This is a genomic window from Taklimakanibacter deserti, from assembly GCA_003574785.1.
This window is the reverse complement of record QORU01000002.1, coordinates 470,748-487,187: the sequence shown is the minus strand read 5'-3', so window position 1 is coordinate 487,187 and position 16,440 is coordinate 470,748. Positions and strand designations below refer to the sequence as shown.

Genomic DNA, 16,440 nt, shown 5'->3' with positions numbered 1-16,440 from the left:
CATAATCCCGCCCGGACAGGCTATTACTAGGCCGATCCGATTCTGAGGATGGCCCCATGAAACTTTCCCTTTCCGCCTCGACCATGGCGGTCGCAGCCTGCCTGTTCGCCACACCGGCCGCGGCGTCGTTCGAATCCTGCGTGAAGAACATCCGCGCCCAGGTCCTGAGCGCCGGCATCAAGCCCGATGTCGTCAATGCCGCCTTCAAGGGCATCGCTTTCGATGAGAAGGCGGTGCGCTTCTCGCGCACCCAGCCCGAATACCGCACGGCGATCTGGGACTACATGGCCTTCCTGGTCGATGACTTGCGCATCGCCGACGGCGGCAAGATGCTGCGCCGGCATGACAAGACCTTGCGCGCCGTCGAGAGGGCCTATGGCGTCGACCGCTACATTCTGGCGGCGCTTTGGGGTGTCGAGAGCGACTATGGCCAGGACGAAGGTGATTTCTTCCTGCCGCATGCCTTGCCGAATGTCGCTTGCGGCGGGCGCAAGCCCGGCGTCTTCACGACCGAGTTGATCCAGGCCTTGCGCATCGTCGCCGCGGGCGATGTGAGGCTTCAGGATCTCAAAAGCTCATGGGCCGGGGCCTTCGGCCAGACGCAGTTCATGCCCTCGACCTACCGCCGCCTCGCGGTCGATTTCGACGGCGACGGCCGCCGCGACACGATCCGCTCGGTGCCCGATGCGCTAGCGTCCGCGGCCAACTTCCTGAAGAAGGCCGGCTGGCAGTCGGGTCTCATCTGGGGTTTTGAGGTGAAGCTGCCGAGTTCCTATTCGGGTCCGGTCGGCCGGTCGCGCAAGGCGCCCATCTCCGCCTGGGCCAAGAGGGGCGTCGTCCGGGCCGATGGCAGCGCGCTGCCGTCGGCGGGATCATTCGGACTCATCCGGCCGGCAGGTGCCTCCGGCCCCGCTTTCCTCGTCTCGCGCAATTTCGATGTGCTCTACTCTTATAATGCCGCAGAGTCCTATGCGCTGGCGATCGGCCATCTCTCCGACCGGCTCAGGGGCAAGGGCGGGTTCAAGACTCCTTGGCCGACCGATGATCCGGGGCTGACGCGGGCGCAGCGCAAGCGTCTGCAGGAGCTCTTGATCGCGCGAGGCTATTACAAGGGCGAAGCCGATGGACGGATCGGGCCAGTCACCATAACGGCGATCAAGGCGGCGCAGAAGAAAGCCGGCATGAAACCGACGGGCCGGCCCGGCACGCGCATATTGAATGTGCTGGCCGGGAACTGATCGGCGATCGGGCATTCAACTGGCCGGCCGGGGTCTTGACAGATCTAAGACGACCGGTCATATTCAGCATCATGCCCCGCATCTCCAACCGTGAGCAGATCCTCGAAGCCGGCCGCGATTTCATCCATCGCCAGGGCTATAGCGCCAGCGGCATAGCCGAGATCACCGCGGCGGCGGGCGTGCCGAAAGGCAGCTTCTACAGTCATTTCGAGAGCAAGGAGGCTTTCGCTTCCGCGGCTCTCGACAGCTATTGCGCGCAGGGCGAGGCGGCCTTTGTGCTGCTCGAAGGCGCAGGCCCTGCGGATGAGCGGGTACGCGCCCATTTCAAGGCGGTCGACAAGCTCGTTTGTGGTCAGTCCTACGCTGCCGGCTGCATGCTCGGCAATTTCGCCATCGAGGCTGGGCCGCTCTCGGAAAATCTGCGCAAGCATGTCTCGGCACTGCTCGCGCGCTGGACGACGCGGCTCGCGGCTTGCCTGGAAGAGGGCCAGAAAGAGGGCTCGGTCGGCACAGCGCTTCCGGCCGAAACGCTCGCCCGCTTCCTCGTCGGCGCCTGGCATGGCGCGGTGCAGCGCGCCAAGGTCGAGCGCAATGGCCGCGCGACCTCGGCCTTCCATCGCACGCTCGAAACCCTTCTGAGGCCCTGAGGCGCCCATGCACGCTGCCATCGCAGGCTATTTTTTACGACCGCATCGAAAATGACCGGTCATCTTAAATCTCATCCCCACGCAACCAGGAGCAGACACATGACCCGCATCACTCGCCGTCGCTTAGGCCTTGGCCTCGCAACCGTGGCAGCGCTCGCCGCTACGCCGCTTTCCGGCATGGCCCAGTCCGACAGAAGCAAGGTAGCGCTGCCGACCATTTCCCGCCGCAAGGTCGGCAAGGTCGAGATCACGGCACTGTCGGATGGCTTCGTCGATATCCCCATTGGCGTCTTCACCGGCGCACCGACGCCCGAGATCGAGAAGGCCTTTGCCAGGCACTTCGCCCGCCGCCCGGACGGGACCTATCGCCTGGGCTTCACCCAATGGCTCGTCGATGACGGCGATCGCCTGGTGCTGATCGACAGCGGCTATGCCGGCGCCACCAAGACGACCGGGCATCTGGCCGATGTCCTCACCGTCCTCGGCGTCGAGGCGAAGGACATCGACGCGGTGCTCATCACCCATATGCATGACGACCACACCAGCGGCCTCGTCACGCCGGAGGGAACACATGCTTTCCCCAACGCCGATGTGTTCATCCATCGCGACGATGTCGCCTATTTCACCGATGAAACACGCGCCGCCGCCGCGCCCGATATCCTGAAGCGCAGCTTCGCGGTGGGAAAGCAAGTTGCGGCCCTTCCCCGCCTGCAGCGCTATGACGGTGAGCGCAGTCTGACCGCCGCCATCTCGGCGGTCGATCTCAGGGGACATACGCCGGGCCATATGGGCTATCGCATCAGCGACGGCGGCGAGAGCCTGATGATCGTCGGCGATGCGCTGTTCCACCCGGCGATCCATCCCGGGCGCACCGACATCGGCATCGCCTTCGAGCCGGATCCGGCCGCGGCCGCAGCGATGCGCAGGAAGCTCTTCCCGCGCGCGGCGGAAGAACAGGCACTCCTGGCCGCGACCCACATGCCGTTTCCGGGCTTCGGCCGGATCGTCCGCGAGAAGGACGGGCTCCTCTGGGCGCCCGCCGACTGGGAACTGAGCGGCTGATCGTCAACTCTTCTTCTGCGGATGGATCGTCTCGCCGCGCTTCAGCATCCGGACGAAGGTTTCGATCTTCTTCCTTCGTCCGGCTTCCGTCTTCATATGATGGACGCGGAAGGCGAGGGCGTAGCGGTTCTGCGCGCTGAGCTTGGCGAGCATCGCCTTGGCCTTGGGCTCGGCATCGATGGCCGCCTGAAGATCGGCGGGGATCGTCATCTCCTTGCCGCTCCGATAGGCGCGCTGCCAGCGCCCGTCGGCCTTGGCGGCGTCGACCTGTCTCAGCCCGTGTTCGGTCATGCGCCCTTCGGTGATGAGGCGGGCGACATTGTCGACATTGATCCGGCTCCAGATGCTCTTAGGCCCGCGCGGCGTGTAGCGTTGCAGATAGCTTTTGTCGTTCAAGCTTTTGCGGATCGCATCGATCCAGCCCCAGCACAGGCAGACATCGATCGCTTCCCGCGGCGTGATCGATTTGAGACCCGATCCCACTTTGTGGATCTTGATCCATATTTCATCCTGGCGATCATGGTTCTTGCTGAGCCAGGCGTAGAAGCTCTCGGCATCTTTGAATTCGCGAATCTTGGCGGGATCGACCTTGACGGGGGGCATTGGCGTGTCGGCTTGAGGAGGGAAGGGAGATGAGCGCATAGTAGAGCCGTGGCTGGTTCTGGCAAATGCCGGATGACGCAGGAGTATAGGAGCCATGCCCGTATCCGCCCCGAAACTTTCAGTGAAGCCCGTCACCCAGTCGACCTGGCCTGATTTCGAGACGCTCTTCGAAGGCAAGGGGGCGCCCAAATATTGCTGGTGCATGGCCTGGCGGCCGATGGCCGACCGTGTCGAGGCCGACAATGTGGCACGGAGGCAGGCGCTTTATGAACGTGTGCGAAAGCGTATGCCGATCGGGCTTTTGGGATATATCGCCGGCGAGCCGGTCGCGTGGTGCTCGGTGGCGCCGCGCGAAACATTCGTGAAGCTGTCGGACGGTCAGGATGACGCGGAAGAGGGTGTGTGGTCGGTCGTGTGCTTCTTCATCCGCCGCGATCACCGCAAGAGCGGGCTTTCGCGACACATGTTGGATGAGGCGGTGAAGTTCGCCAAGAAGCGCGGCGCCAAGGTGGTGGAAGCCTATCCGGTCGATCCACAATCGCCGAGCTATCGCTTCATGGGCTTCGTCTCGCTGTTCACGGGCCGCGGTTTCAAGCTGGCGGGCCGCGCCGGATCACAGCGCCATGTGATGCGGCGCGCCATTTGAACCCAAGGTAAGCCCGCCCTTGCCGGTTTGTGAGAATCCGAAGGCAACAATTCCGCGGCACGTGCGTTGATTCTCCTATACGTCTGTTCAGGAGACTAGCCATGCAAGTGCAACAGATCATGCAACGGCAAGTGAGCTTCGCCGAACCCAATATGACCATACGTGACGCGGCGCGGAAGATGCGGGCCGATAATCTTGGCGCATTGCTGGTCACCGACAATGGCCGCCTTGTGGGCATGGTCACCGATCGCGACATCGTGGTCCGTGCCGTCGCCGAAGATGGCGGCAACGGAGCCACCAATGTCCGCGACGTGATGTCGGAAGGCGTCTGCTATTGCTTTGAGAGCGATGAGCTCGACCAGGCGGCGAGGGTCATGGCCCGCCATCAGGTTCGGCGCCTGCCGGTGATCAATGGCGAGCAGCAGCTCGTCGGTGTCGTGGCGCTCGCCGACCTCGGACGCTCCGCCGACGGCGCCGCCCAGGACGCGCTCAAGGGCATTTCGGAGCCGACCGACACCGAGCGCCGATAGACCAAACGCGGATTTGGAGCGTGGAGCCTGAGGCTCGTTGTGCAAGAAAAGCGTGCCAGGGTACGTGGCTAAGGACACCTGCGCCGTTTTAGGGAGTCGGGCGAAGAGGATTGATAACCTTTATTCCGACGAAATCTCTTTCATTGTCAGTGACGACCACGCACTCATTCGCTTCGGCAACTGCTGCGATCATCGCGTCGAAACCACTCCGCGGCCGGCCTTTTGCCGTGCCATCTGCCATGAGCCACGCCCAGATCAATCCAGCCTTCTCATCGAAGGCAAGGACGCGTCCGGCGAAAAGAGCCTGTGGACCGTCAGGACCAGAAAACCACGCCTCGAGCTGCTGGCGTTTCCTGCCGGCGGGTTTCTCGAGAATGCCCCGGCGGATTTCGGCTACCGTCAGTGAAGCAATGAAAAGATCCGTATCAATCTGCTCGCTCATCCAGCTGACCAACGCGTCGGAGGGATGAGGTTTAACGAGATTGCTGATGATATTGGTGTCGAGCAGAAAGCGCATCAGAGCTCGACCTTACGGCCAACTTCGCGAGGTCGTGTGACATCGAGATCCACCCCGACCAGGGGAGAGCGGCGAAGTGCTGCTAGGATGCCGCCTTTCCGGGGAGGCTCCTCCGCAACGGCTTGATTGACGGTGGCGCGCAGTCGCGTCGCTTCGGGCGTATTCTCAGCCAGGCGGCGCGCCAGCGAGCGGATGAGGTCACGATCACTGTCGCGGCCGAGCACTTCGAAACGTGCAAGCCCACGCTCGCCGAGGCGAGTGCGATAGTTATGGATGGCTCGCTTTTGCGATGCGCTCATGAAATCTTCCTTATATCCAGTAATATATCCAGAGGCCTCTCTCTTGGCAAGGCAGGAGTGTATTTGTTCTTGTTTTGTACTATATTGAAGAATGTGAGTAAAGGCGTGGTGAGGTGTTCATGCAGTATGCATTCAGCTTTTATCGAGACCAGCGAGAACAGCTGTTCTTTTGTGTGCGTCCAGACGCTGAAACGGGCCTTCTCATCGATCAATACAAACGGCGATTCTTGCGAGAGAGGTGCCTTGATGGCCAGTTGCGTGACAAAGGTCTGCTTCATATCACTCTGCATGGTGCCGGCAGGTATGAGGATCTGCCGAAGCATATCATCGCCGCGGCAAGACGAGCGGCCAATGCCATTTCGATGCCGCCCTTCTGGGTGACGCTGTACGCCATCGGGAGCTATCCTCAGTCCAAAGGGAACATCCCGCTAGTCCTGCTTGCAAGAAGTAATGCTCTCCAGGGATTGCACCAGGGCATGGCTAGCGAAATGAGAAGAAACGGCTTCAGGGCTGACAAAAGCTTCAACCCGCATATGACGTTGCACTACTGTTCACAGGTGATACCTGAACAGCCGATTGAGCCCATCTCTTTCGTAGTCCGGGAGTTTGTTTTCATCCGTAGCGAATGGGGCTTATCGCGGCACAATGTAATCGATAGGTGGCCGCTACAGAATTAGCTTATCCACGTGCCGCTGACGACGTTTCGCGGAAGAAGCGGGCCGTCGGCTCGTCCATCGGAAAGAAGCTCTCGATGCGGATTTCCTGGACAGTGATGTCCTGCGGCGTGCCGAGCGTCGCGATGGTGGTGAAGAAATGCAAGGAGACTTGGGATTTCCGCATATGGATGGGAAGCAGCGGCAGCGCTGTTTCCTCGATCGCCGGCGAGTGCGACAACTCCAGCAATCCTTCATAGGAGAGGAGGCGTGCCAGCAGCGCCGTCGACTGCGGCGAGCCGTCGACCACGGCATCGCCCTGGACGCCGCGGATGAAATGGAGGGCGACCTCCTTCCAGTTGACGACGAAAGGCCTGAGGATGGCCGGCGACAGGAGGGCGTCCGCCAAATTGACCTCGCCCTTGGGCACAGCACCCAGGATGAACTCGACCAGGCGCGCGGCGCCCTGATTGGCGCGCTTCAAATTCCAATGCCGGTCGACGACGAAGGCCGGATAGGGCTCCTGCTGCGCGAGGATATGATCGAGCGCGCTGTCCACTTGCGCGAGCTCGGGCTCGCCCAATCTGCCTTCCCGCCAGAGGGCGGCATAGCCGGCGGAAGCGAGGAAGGTGTTTTGCTGGCGCAACGATATGTTGAGGGCGGCAGAAAGGTTGAGCACGATCTGCTGGCTCGGGGTCGCGCGGCCGGATTCGAGGAAGCTCAGATGGCGCTGCGACGTGCCGGCGGCGCCCGCGAGCTCGAGCTGCGAAATGCCGCGCCGTCTGCGCCACCAGCGCAGTTGCTGGCCGAAATTCCTGTGCCCGGCGCCACCCATGCCCCGCATGACCTCATGACTTTGGCTCTTCATAGCATGATATCGCGCGAGATTTGCAGGCTCCAGAACGGGATGGCGCTGTCATTCGAGGCCAAGGAGCGGTCGATGCCGATATCGCGCAGCGCCCGTTCGTCGAGATGCTGAAGACATCTCAGGTCACGGCGCCGGCGGCGCCAGGCTGCCATGAGCCTGAAGAAGACGCGAAAGATATTTGTTCGGCGGTCACGCCTTGTGCGCGACGCCGTGAAGATCGCGTGAGCCACGGAGCTACCTCGGAATTGTCCGGGCAACCCTGGCGGCAGCGCCTGGCCGGCGCAATTACCACCCGGTAATCAGGGATCAGGCGGATGGGGCAGGGCGCTCGTCGAGGATCATGGGATTGGGCAGCGGCCTCAAAGCGATGCCCGCGGCAGCAGCGGTCTTGAACACATGTTCCTGCATGATCGCCGCGGCCTTCTGGCTGTCGCCGGCTTCCAGCGCATCGACCATGGCGTAATGCTCGCTCATCGATTCGAGAAAGCGCTGGGTGCGCGTCACCGGCAGAGGGTAGCGCCAGGTGCCCTGGAATTCCTCGCTCAGGCCCTCATAGATGTCGCGCAGCATCGGATTGGGGCAGGCCCGGCAAATGGTCAGATGGAAGATGCGGTCGTGATTGATGATGGTGACGAGATCGCGCCGGTCCCAGGCCTCGATCATGACCGCGGTCGCCTCGCGCAATGTCGTGAGCGTCTGGGGGACGACGGTGCGCGCCACATCGGCGATGATCAGGCTCTCGATATAGAGCCGGGTCTGGTAGATATCCTGCTTGGCATAGCGGTCGCTCAAGCCGCGTGGCGTCAGCTGCTGGCCGCCGGCAGCCACGATATTGGACGCGATGAAGGTGCCGCGCCCGGGCTCGATGCTGAGAAAGCCCAGGGTCTCGAGAATGGATACGGCTTCGCGCAACGAAGCGCGCGAGATGCCGAGCTGGCGTGACAGTTCGTGCTGCGAGGGGAGTCTCGCGCCGGCAGCCAATTCACCGGAGAGGATCATCTCTTGAAGTCGCTTGGCAGCGGTATCGGTGACGTTGGCGCGCGGCATCTTATCCTCGGATCATCCTTGCCCAGTCGCGTCGGCCGCCCGGTCCGATGCTCCTTTTGATTTATCCAGCCGATTCAAAAGGATCAGCAGGCTTCTTGAATCATCTAGCGAAGTCGGCGCGGCTCCAAAAGGGCGGATCCGCGAGGGCACGTCTTGCCTCCATGACAGCCTGGTCCTATAGAGATCATACCGGTCTGACCTGTTAAAGCAAATGGGTCGGCGGCACGAAGTGGACAGACAAGATTCACATCCGCAAGGCGCGATGGCGCGCGGAATCACGGGAGGACCATCGAATGAAATCTCGCTCAATTTTGTGGAAGCTGACGCTGGCCTTGGGGCTCGTCGCGGGCCTGGGCGCAACGCAGGCCGCCGATCTCAATGTCGGCGCCAATGTCGGCAATGTGCCCTGGGAGTTCCAGGATCAATCGGGTGCCATCGTCGGCTTCGAGATCGACCTCGTCAACGAGGTCGGCAAGCGTCTCGGCAAGTCGGTCGAGATCGTCAACATCCCCTTCAACGGGCTGTTCCCGGCGGTCGAGTCGGGCCGCATCAACATGGCGGTCTCCTCGATCACCATCACCGAGAAGCGCCTGGGCTCGCTCTCCTTTGCCCAGCCCTATTACGACAGCGACCAGTCGCTGACGGTGAAGACCGACAGCGGCATCAAGTCGACGGGCGATCTCAAGGGCAAGGTCATCGGCGTCGATACGTCATCGACCGCGACATCTGGGCCACCAAGGCCAATGAGACGATCGGCTTCGGCACCATCAACCGCTATGAGGGTCTGGCGCCGGCGATGCTCGATCTCCAGGCCGGCCGCATCGACGGCTATATCAGCGATATCCCGGCTCTCCTTTACTACACCAAGGACAAGCCCGAGCTGAAAGTGGTCGAGCGCATCCCGACGGGCGAGAAATATTCGATCATGTTCGCCAAGAACGATCCCTTGGCCAAGGACGTCAATGAAGTGATCACGGCGCTGAAGAAGGAAGGTTTCATCGCCGGCCTGCACGAGAAATGGTTCGGCGCCAAGGCCGAGGACACGACCTCGACCGTGCAAGTCACCGACATGCCGGCGACGCACTAGGCCTATCCGAGCAACGGGGCGATGCGGGGAAAAACCTGCATCGCCCTTCGCATCTTTCGACTGAGTAAGGCCGCTCTTGGATATTTTCACCACATTCTTCAATGGCCGGGTACTGGTCGAGACCTTGCCGCTGTTGCTCATGGGCCTCGAGGTCACGGTCGGCCTTGGCCTTGCGAGCATTGTCGCCGGCATGGTCTTCGGCCTCTTCATCGCCCTGGTGCGCCTCTACGCGGCGACGCCTTTCCAGGTGATGGCCATCGTCTATATCGACATCTTCCGCTCGATCCCGATCCTGGTGCTGCTCATCATCGTCTATTATGCGCTGCCCTTCATCGGCATCCGCCTGACTTCCTTCTGGGCCGCTTGGCTCACCCTCACCCTCATCTCGGGCGCCTATACGGCCGAGATCTTCCGGGCCGGCATCGAAGCCATTCCCAAGGGCCAGTTCGAAGGCTCGCAGGCCTTGGGGCTCAATTACTTCCACATGATGGTCGATGTGATCCTGCCGCAGGCCTTCAAGATCGTCATACCGCCGCTGACCAACAACTGCATCAATGTGATGAAGGACACGGCGCTCGCTTCCGTTGTCGCCATGCCCGATCTCCTGAAGCAGGCGACGCAGGCGCAGGCGCTCGCCGCCAACCCCACTCCGCTGATCGGCGCCGCCTTGATCTATATCGCGATGCTGTGGCCGCTGGTGGCGCTGGTCACGCGCCTCGAGAAGCGCTTCAAGGCGGGGAGGCGCTGATGCCGGGCTTCATCTCGCTCAAAGGTGTGTGCAAGGCCTATGGCAGCTTCCAGGCGCTCGACAATGTCGATCTCGACGTCGCCGAGGGCGAGGTCGTCTGCATCATCGGTCCTTCGGGCTCGGGCAAGTCGACGCTGGTGCGCTGCATCAACCTGCTCGAGCGCTACCAGCAGGGCGAGATTTCCATCGCCGGCGTCAAGGTAGCGCCCGACCGCGATCATCTCGCCAAGGTCAGGGCCAATGTCGGCATGGTGTTCCAGTCCTTCAATCTCTTTCCGCATCTGACGGTGAAGCGCAATGTGATGCTGGCGCCGATGCGGGTGCGCAAGCTGAAAGCCGCCGAAGCCGAGACGCGCGCGCTGACACTGCTGCGCCGCGTCGGCATCGCCGACCAGGCGGAGAAATATCCCGAGCAGCTGTCGGGCGGCCAGCAGCAGCGCGTCGCCATCGCCCGCGCCCTCGCCATGGAGCCGAGAGCGCTGCTTTTCGACGAGCCGACCTCGTCCTTAGACCCCGAGATGGTGGGCGAGGTGCTCGACGTCATGCGCAACCTCGCCAAGGCCCATGTCACCATGATCGTCGTCACTCACGAGATGGGCTTCGCCCGCCAGGTCGCCGACCGGGTGATCATGATGGATGGCGGCCGGATCATCGAGGAGGGCACTCCCAAGGAGATATTCGACCGCCCGCGCGAGCAGCGCACCCGTGATTTCCTCCAGGCGGTCCTGACCCATTGAGGCAATGAGATGAATGCAAGGCAAGAACAGATGACGGCCCTCGATATGGACTTCGTGCGCCGGCAGTTTCCCGGGCTCGGCCAGGGCTGGGCATTCTTCGACAATGCCGGCGGATCGCAGATCCTGAAGCGCGCCGTCGACCGCATCCAGGAATTCCTGTTCACCCGCAACGTGCAGACCGGCGGCAGCTATGAAGTGTCGGTCAGAGCGCGCCAGGCGGTGGAGCAGAGCCGCATGGCGCTCGCCACCTTCGTCAATGCAGGCCGCCCTGAGGAGATCGTCATGGGGCCTTCGACGACGGTCCTGCTGCAGCAGCTGGCGCGCGCCATGCGCCGGCAGTTCTCTCCCGGCGATGAGATCATCGTCACCGATGCCGATCATGAATCCAATATCGGCCCGTGGCTCGGTCTCGCCGAGCAGAGTATCGTGATCAGGACCTGGCGCGTCCACCAGGAGACCTTCGAGCTCGACCTCGCCGATCTCGAAAGGCTGATGACGCCGAGGACGAAGCTCGTCTCCGTCTCGCATGTATCGAACGTCCTCGGCACCATCAACCCGATTCACGAGATCGCGCGCATCGCGCATCGCCACGGCGCCAGGATCTGCGTCGATGCGGTCGCCTATGCGCCGCACGGCGCCATCGATGTAAGGGGTTGGGACGTCGATTTCTACGTCTTCAGCCTCTATAAGGTGTTCGGGCCGCATCACGCCGTGCTCTACGGCAAATATGGGCATTTGCTGGAGCTCGACAGCCTCTATCATTATTTCTATGGGCGCGATCGGGTTCCGCACAAACTCGAGCCGGGCAATGTCAATTACGAATTGTCCTATTCGGCGCTGGGCATCATCGACTATCTGACCGAGCTCGGCGCGATGAGTGCGCCCCAAGGCACGCCCAGAGAAAAGATCGTCGCCGCCTTTGCCGGCATCGCCGCGCATGAGCAGGTGATCGGCGAGCGGCTGCTCACCTGGCTCCGAACCCGCAATGACTGCCGCATCATCGGCAACACGCGCGCCGATGCCAAACGCGTGCCGACCATCAGCTTCGTGGTCGAAGGTGTCGACAGCGGCGCTCTGGCGGAGGCCGTCGATCCCTTTCATGTTGCCGTCCGCTTCGGCGACTTCCATGCCAGGCGCCTGATCGAGGCGCTGGGGCTCTCGGACAAGAGCGGCGTGCTCAGGGTCTCGATGGCGCATTACAACACTGTTGCGGAAGTCGACAGCCTGATTGCGGCATTGGAGGCGGCGATCAGATCGGCGAAAGCGGCAGCCTCGGGCTGAAACCGGTATCCACTTTTCCGGATCATGCGCTATGACATGGTGTGAATGACCATGTTGGAGGCCGATAGATGAAACGCGGCAAGGTCGATCCGGAGCTCGACCATTTCGATATTGCTTTGCTGAATGTCGTTCAGGAGAGCAATCTCCTGACGACCGAGAAACTGGCGGAAAAGGTGGGCCTGTCGGCGACCGCCTGCCAGCGCCGGCTCAAGCGCATGCGCGCCGAAGGGGTGATCGCGGCCGACGTCTCGCTGCTGTCGCCGGAAGCCGCGGGCACACCCGTGACCTTGATCGTCCTCGTCTCGCTCGAGCGTGAGCAGCGCGACCTGCTTGACGGCTTTAAGCGCCGGGTCGCCACCTATCCCGAGGTCACGCAATGCTACTACGTCACCGGCAATGCCGATTTCATCCTGGTGGTCCGCGTCGCCTCGATGGAAGACTATGGCGCTTTCACCGAACGGGCCTTTTTCGGCGACAAGAACGTCAAGGCGTTCCAGACCTATGCCTCGATGCAGACGGTGAAGTTCACCACCAAATTCCACATCGCGGAATGACGGTCATTGCCGGGTTCGGCCGCTCCATTGGCTGCGGTCGGTCGGCCCTTCGGTGACGATCACCAGGACTTTCGCCTTCCCGTCGAGCCCCAATTGGGCGGCGAGCGTCTTGTCGGCGAGGAGCCGCTCGAGGCCGGCGAGGCCTGCGGCACCCGATTCACCCGCTTCGATGACGGGGTCCACACCCTTGGGCCAGGCAAGATGCTTGACCGCCTGGCGCGCATCCTCTTCCGCGACGGTGATATAGGCATCAGCCAGCGCATGGACGATGGGCCAGGCGAGCGGCGAGGCGCTTTGGCATTCGAGCATGGCCATGACGGTGGAGGGGCCATGCGGCAGCGTGACCAGGCGTTGGGCTTTGGCGCTTTCGGTGAGGCAGGCCGCGCGCTCGGGCTCGACGATGACGAAGCGCGGCGTCCCGTTTTGTCCGGCAAGAGCGCTCCAATGGCCGAGCACGCTCGCGGCGAGGCCTCCGACGCCTGCCTGCACGAAGACATGGGTGAAATCGAGCTTGCGCTCTCGCGCCGTCTCGAAGACCTCGTCGACCAGGATCGAGTAGCCCTGCATGACATGGCCGCAGACCTGCGCCGTTTCAGGATCGCCGGCCGAGACGATATCAGGAACGAGGATCGAGCCGCGGCGGTCGACCGATCGTGCCGCTTCCGCGATCGAGTCATCGTAAGACCCATCGATCCGTACGATGGTCGCCCCCAGCCTCTCGATATGGGCGACGCGTTCTTCGCTCACCCCGGCATGCAGGAAGATCGTGCAGCGGGCGCCGATCAGGCGGGCGCCGGCGGCAACCGAGCGGCCGTGATTGCCGTCGGAGGCGCAGCAAAAAGTGAGATCGGCGGAGAGCGCGCGGATTTCGGGGGTCAGAAGCTCATGCGGCAGGACCGGGCGGCCGAGAGCCGCTTCGGCATGCTTTTGCGCCACGCGCATGACCGCATAGGCGCCGCCCAGGCCCTTGAAGCTCGAAAGCCCGAGCCGGAAGGATTCATCCTTGGCGTGGAGGCTTCCGATGCCGAGCCTCGCGGCCAGCGCATCGAGCGCCAGCAAGGGTGTCGGCGGATGATGCGGGAAGTTTTTCAGGAATTGGCGCGGCACGGCCGCGGCATCGGCGGCGCACCACCAGGGCAGGGGCCCAAGCTTGGGGCGCGTCCCGGGTGCCGGAATGACGGCGGTTGCGTTATCGATCATCGCGGAAAAGTTGTTCATGCGGTGAGCCTGCTGTGCACGATCTCTGACCAATAGGCGATGCCGGGACCGATGGCTGCGTCGTTGAAGTCATAATGCGCATTGTGCAGCGGCTGGCCGTTGGCGCCTTGATCGCCATTGCCGAGGAAGGCGAAATTGCCGGGCTTGTGATTGAGGAAGAGGCCGAAATCCTCAGATCCCATGAGCGGCGCCGGATCGGCGTCGACGCTGGTGATGCCGGGCGTCGCCTGAGCGGCGGCCAAGGCATGCCGGCTCGGCGCCTCGTGATTGACGGTGGCGGCGAATTCATGGCTGTAATCGACCGCGACCTCGGCGCCGAAGCTCAAGGCGGTGCCTTGCGCGAGCTTGCGCATCTCGGTTTCGATCGTCTTCTGCACCTCGGGGGAATAGCTGCGGGTGTCGCCTTTGATGGTCACGTTTTCAGGGAGCACATTGCGCGTGCCGTCGGTCAGGACCTCGGTGACCGAAACGACAGCGGTATCGAGCGCCGAGACCCGGCGCGACACGATCGTCTGCAGCGCCAGGATCAGATGAGCAGCGATCACCAACGGGTCATTGGCGACATGCGGGCGCGCGGCATGGCCGCCTTTGCCGCGGATGCGGATCTCGAAATTATCTTCCGACGCCATCAACGGGCCGGGACGTGTGGCGAAGGCGCCGACCGGCATGCCCGGCATATTGTGCAGGCCATAGATTTCTTCGAAGGAGAAGCGCTCGAGAAGGCCGTCGGCGATCATCGCCTTGGCGCCGCGGCCATGTTCCTCATTGGGCTGGAAGATGAAATAGACGGTGCCTGAGAATTGGCCGCGCTCGGTGAGATAGCGGGCGGCGCCGAGCAGCATTGCCATATGGCCGTCATGGCCGCAGGCATGCATCTGGCCCTGATGGCTCGAGGCATAGAGGAGGCCGGTATTCTCGGTGATCTTCAGGGCGTCCATGTCGGCCCGGAGCGCAATGGCCTGATTGCCCAGCCCGCGCTTGAGCACGCCGACGACGCCGGTCCCGCCGATCCCCTGATGCACCTCGAGGCCGAAGTCGCGCAATTTGTCGGCGACGAAGGCCGAGGTCTTGTGCTCGCCGAAGCCCAGCTCCGGTATGGAATGGAGATGGCGCCGCCATTCGGTGGCGGTTTCGATAGTGAGGTCGTCCGGTCGCGCGGGCATGGGCGGCTCCGTGATCTGCGCTTCGTGATGCCGCCCCTTTTGCCCGAACAGCGAGAGCTAAACTCGGCAAAAAGACCGGCCAAATGCAGAATTGCGGCGCCATTCAGCGTCCCGGGCGATGTCAGATAATGGGACAGTCCTGGAAGCGGTTCCCATCTCGCGTAAGCCAAACGTAAGTCCCGCTTCGGCAGTCTCGCGACAATGCCGACCGCAACCGTTCAAACAGTGATCTTTCGGGTAGACTGAGCCCTGAGGATGCGGCCCGTTTCGCGCGGGCCGCAGGCCGCACCGGGGGCCGATTGCAATGCAGGAGGAATCCCATGCGCCGAATTGCAAAACCAGCCGTGCTTGCAGTCCTTTTCGTCGGATTGCTCGTGATCGCATCGCCCGCCTCAAGTGAAGAAGAGGCATGCGGGATCGTTCACCAGCAGCGCCGCGAGCCGCTTGAGGGCCAGCGCTTCTGGCCGCTCGCCGAGCATGGCGGCCGGGCTGTCCTGGACAAGAAGACATGCCTCGTGGCGAGCACCGATATCTGGACCGAGCCCGTCACCTTGAGTGAGGCGATGGCCCGCTGCGCCACGCTGGGGCAAGGCGGTCCCTATGGCGAGATGGGATGGCAGCTTCCGACCATGGCGGAGCTCACCAGCCTTGATGGCGAAAGCCAGGGGGCAGATCTCCCGTCGACGAAGCGGAGCGAGACGCCCTATTGGACGATAACGGAATGGCCGGGATCGGACAATTCATACGCCACCGTCATGTTCAGCGGGCGGACGACGATCGTCGTGCCAGCGCCCGCAACCGAGAAGGCCGGCGTCTGGTGTGTTCAGGGACTGCGCGCAACCGGTCTCAAGTGACCATCGCGGGGCCTGAAAATTCCCTTACTCTTTGCCCGGCGGAGCAGGCTTGAGGGATTTTTTCTTCACCCCCGACCTCAGTCCATCCATCAGGAGCGCCACCAGCCGTTTCGAGCGATCGCGCCAGTCGGGCGTCTGCGGCGCGCCATAGATGCCGGAAAGCGCGCTCATGAGATCCGAGTTGTCGATATCGGCGCGGATCGAGCCATGGGCGATGGCGGCATCGATGAGCCTTTGCAGCGCCGCCGGGATCTTGCCCGACGCCTCGGCGAAGAATTCTGAATTGCTGGCGAGGAGCAGCTTCAGGCTTTGCGCCATGCCGCGCTTGGCGGCGATATAGTCGACGAAGCGCTGCATCCAAAGGCCGAGAGCGACATCGGGGGGATGCTTCCTGGCGAGATCGTCGGCCGCCTGGCACAGGGCCTGGACTTCCCTTGCATAGACCACCTCGACCAGATGCTCGCGCGTCGGAAAATGGCGGTAGAGCGTGCCGATGCCGACTTGGGCGCGTTCGGCGATCTCTTCGAGCGAGGTATCGATGCCGTGCTCGGCGAAAGCCAGAGAGGCAGCCTTGACGAGCTTGTCGCGGTTGCGTTGGGCATCGGCCCGCAAGGTCTTTTCCGCTGGGGCAGGGGCGGCCTTCGGCTTTTTAACGGGTCGCTTGGCGGTCAATTCACACACCAAACAC

Annotated in this window: 20 protein-coding genes and 1 pseudogene; 12 read left to right on the top strand and 9 right to left on the bottom strand. The window is 62.7% G+C overall.

Annotated features, from left to right (window positions below; translation table 11 throughout):
• Window positions 1-56: 56 nt before the first annotated feature.
• From DS839_RS05575 to DS839_RS05565, 3 genes are all read left to right on the top strand, one after another.
• Entirely contained in the window at window positions 57-1,238 is a 1,182-nt protein-coding gene (locus DS839_RS05575; RefSeq protein ID WP_119269279.1) for a lytic murein transglycosylase, read from the top strand.
• A gap of 71 nt (window positions 1,239-1,309) precedes the next feature.
• The gene (locus tag DS839_RS05570; protein WP_119269278.1) at window positions 1,310-1,885 is read left to right on the top strand and encodes a TetR/AcrR family transcriptional regulator; all 576 of its coding nucleotides are present in this window, start codon (window positions 1,310-1,312) and stop codon (window positions 1,883-1,885) included.
• 99 nt (window positions 1,886-1,984) lie between these two features.
• Window positions 1,985-2,947, top strand: a complete 963-nt coding sequence (locus tag DS839_RS05565; protein ID WP_119269277.1) for an MBL fold metallo-hydrolase — start codon at window positions 1,985-1,987, stop codon at window positions 2,945-2,947.
• A 3-nt stretch (window positions 2,948-2,950) separates the two neighbouring features.
• Here DS839_RS05565 and DS839_RS05560 read toward each other — a convergent pair whose 3' ends face one another.
• Entirely contained in the window at window positions 2,951-3,550 is a 600-nt protein-coding gene (locus DS839_RS05560; RefSeq protein WP_119269276.1) for a YdeI/OmpD-associated family protein, read from the bottom strand.
• A gap of 94 nt (window positions 3,551-3,644) precedes the next feature.
• Between DS839_RS05560 and DS839_RS05555 the strand changes: the two genes are divergently transcribed.
• Both DS839_RS05555 and DS839_RS05550 read left to right on the top strand, forming a co-directional pair.
• Window positions 3,645-4,196, top strand: coding sequence for a GNAT family N-acetyltransferase (locus tag DS839_RS05555; protein ID WP_119269275.1), 552 nt, complete (start codon window positions 3,645-3,647; stop codon window positions 4,194-4,196).
• A 101-nt stretch (window positions 4,197-4,297) separates the two neighbouring features.
• Window positions 4,298-4,726: a CBS domain-containing protein gene (locus DS839_RS05550; RefSeq protein WP_119269274.1), complete on the top strand. Its 429-nt coding sequence runs from the start codon at window positions 4,298-4,300 to the stop codon at window positions 4,724-4,726.
• 88 nt (window positions 4,727-4,814) lie between these two features.
• On the opposite strand, the gene DS839_RS05545 is transcribed toward DS839_RS05550, so the two are convergent.
• A complete protein-coding gene (locus tag DS839_RS05545; protein WP_119269273.1) occupies window positions 4,815-5,246 on the bottom strand; it encodes a PIN domain-containing protein in 432 nt (143 codons plus the stop codon).
• The gene (locus tag DS839_RS05540; protein ID WP_119269272.1) at window positions 5,243-5,542 is read right to left on the bottom strand and encodes a hypothetical protein; all 300 of its coding nucleotides are present in this window, start codon (window positions 5,540-5,542) and stop codon (window positions 5,243-5,245) included. Before DS839_RS05540 ends, DS839_RS05545 begins: the two co-directional genes overlap by 4 nt.
• Before the next feature lie 119 nt (window positions 5,543-5,661).
• Here DS839_RS05540 and DS839_RS05535 point away from each other — a divergent pair, with 119 nt between their 5' ends.
• Window positions 5,662-6,219 carry a 2'-5' RNA ligase family protein gene (locus tag DS839_RS05535; protein ID WP_119269271.1) on the top strand — a complete coding sequence of 186 codons (558 nt, stop codon included), beginning with the start codon at window positions 5,662-5,664 and terminating at the stop codon, window positions 6,217-6,219.
• A 1-nt stretch (window position 6,220) separates the two neighbouring features.
• On the opposite strand, the gene DS839_RS05530 is transcribed toward DS839_RS05535, so the two are convergent.
• From DS839_RS05530 to DS839_RS05520, 3 genes are all read right to left on the bottom strand, one after another.
• Window positions 6,221-7,063: a helix-turn-helix domain-containing protein gene (locus DS839_RS05530; protein WP_119269270.1), complete on the bottom strand. Its 843-nt coding sequence runs from the start codon at window positions 7,061-7,063 to the stop codon at window positions 6,221-6,223.
• The gene (locus DS839_RS05525) at window positions 7,060-7,215 is read right to left on the bottom strand and encodes a YjiS-like domain-containing protein (RefSeq protein WP_119269401.1); all 156 of its coding nucleotides are present in this window, start codon (window positions 7,213-7,215) and stop codon (window positions 7,060-7,062) included. The genes DS839_RS05530 and DS839_RS05525 overlap by 4 nt, the downstream gene beginning before the upstream one ends.
• Before the next feature lie 154 nt (window positions 7,216-7,369).
• A complete protein-coding gene (locus tag DS839_RS05520; protein WP_119269269.1) occupies window positions 7,370-8,110 on the bottom strand; it encodes a FadR/GntR family transcriptional regulator in 741 nt (246 codons plus the stop codon).
• Between the two features lie 293 nt (window positions 8,111-8,403).
• Between DS839_RS05520 and DS839_RS05515 the strand changes: the two are divergent.
• The 5 genes and pseudogenes from DS839_RS05515 (at window position 8,404) to DS839_RS05495 (ending at window position 12,517) form a co-directional block, all read left to right on the top strand.
• A pseudogene (locus tag DS839_RS05515) lies at window positions 8,404-9,197 on the top strand (transporter substrate-binding domain-containing protein).
• 76 nt (window positions 9,198-9,273) lie between these two features.
• On the top strand, window positions 9,274-9,945 hold the full coding sequence (locus tag DS839_RS05510) for an amino acid ABC transporter permease (RefSeq protein WP_119269268.1): 672 nt from the start codon (window positions 9,274-9,276) through the stop codon (window positions 9,943-9,945).
• On the top strand, window positions 9,945-10,682 hold the full coding sequence (locus DS839_RS05505) for an amino acid ABC transporter ATP-binding protein (RefSeq protein ID WP_119269267.1): 738 nt from the start codon (window positions 9,945-9,947) through the stop codon (window positions 10,680-10,682). The genes DS839_RS05510 and DS839_RS05505 overlap by 1 nt, the downstream gene beginning before the upstream one ends.
• A 30-nt stretch (window positions 10,683-10,712) precedes the next feature.
• Window positions 10,713-11,963: a cysteine desulfurase-like protein gene (locus DS839_RS05500; protein ID WP_119269400.1), complete on the top strand. Its 1,251-nt coding sequence runs from the start codon at window positions 10,713-10,715 to the stop codon at window positions 11,961-11,963.
• Window positions 11,964-12,031: 68 nt separating this feature from the next.
• A complete protein-coding gene (locus DS839_RS05495; RefSeq protein WP_119269266.1) occupies window positions 12,032-12,517 on the top strand; it encodes an Lrp/AsnC family transcriptional regulator in 486 nt (161 codons plus the stop codon).
• Between the two features lie 3 nt (window positions 12,518-12,520).
• Here DS839_RS05495 and DS839_RS05490 read toward each other — a convergent pair whose 3' ends face one another.
• Window positions 12,521-13,735 (bottom strand): diaminopropionate ammonia-lyase, encoded by a 1,215-nt coding sequence (locus DS839_RS05490; RefSeq protein WP_119269265.1) that lies wholly within the window; start codon window positions 13,733-13,735, stop codon window positions 12,521-12,523.
• Window positions 13,732-14,898: a M20 aminoacylase family protein gene (locus DS839_RS05485; protein ID WP_119269264.1), complete on the bottom strand. Its 1,167-nt coding sequence runs from the start codon at window positions 14,896-14,898 to the stop codon at window positions 13,732-13,734. The genes DS839_RS05490 and DS839_RS05485 overlap by 4 nt, the downstream gene beginning before the upstream one ends.
• A 320-nt stretch (window positions 14,899-15,218) precedes the next feature.
• Here DS839_RS05485 and DS839_RS05480 point away from each other — a divergent pair, with 320 nt between their 5' ends.
• A complete protein-coding gene (locus tag DS839_RS05480; protein WP_119269263.1) occupies window positions 15,219-15,752 on the top strand; it encodes an Lcl domain-containing protein in 534 nt (177 codons plus the stop codon).
• Between the two features lie 24 nt (window positions 15,753-15,776).
• Here the strand turns inward: DS839_RS05480 and DS839_RS05475 are convergent, their stop codons facing one another.
• A complete protein-coding gene (locus tag DS839_RS05475; protein ID WP_368911215.1) occupies window positions 15,777-16,364 on the bottom strand; it encodes a TetR/AcrR family transcriptional regulator in 588 nt (195 codons plus the stop codon).
• Between the last annotated feature and the right edge of the window lie 76 nt (window positions 16,365-16,440).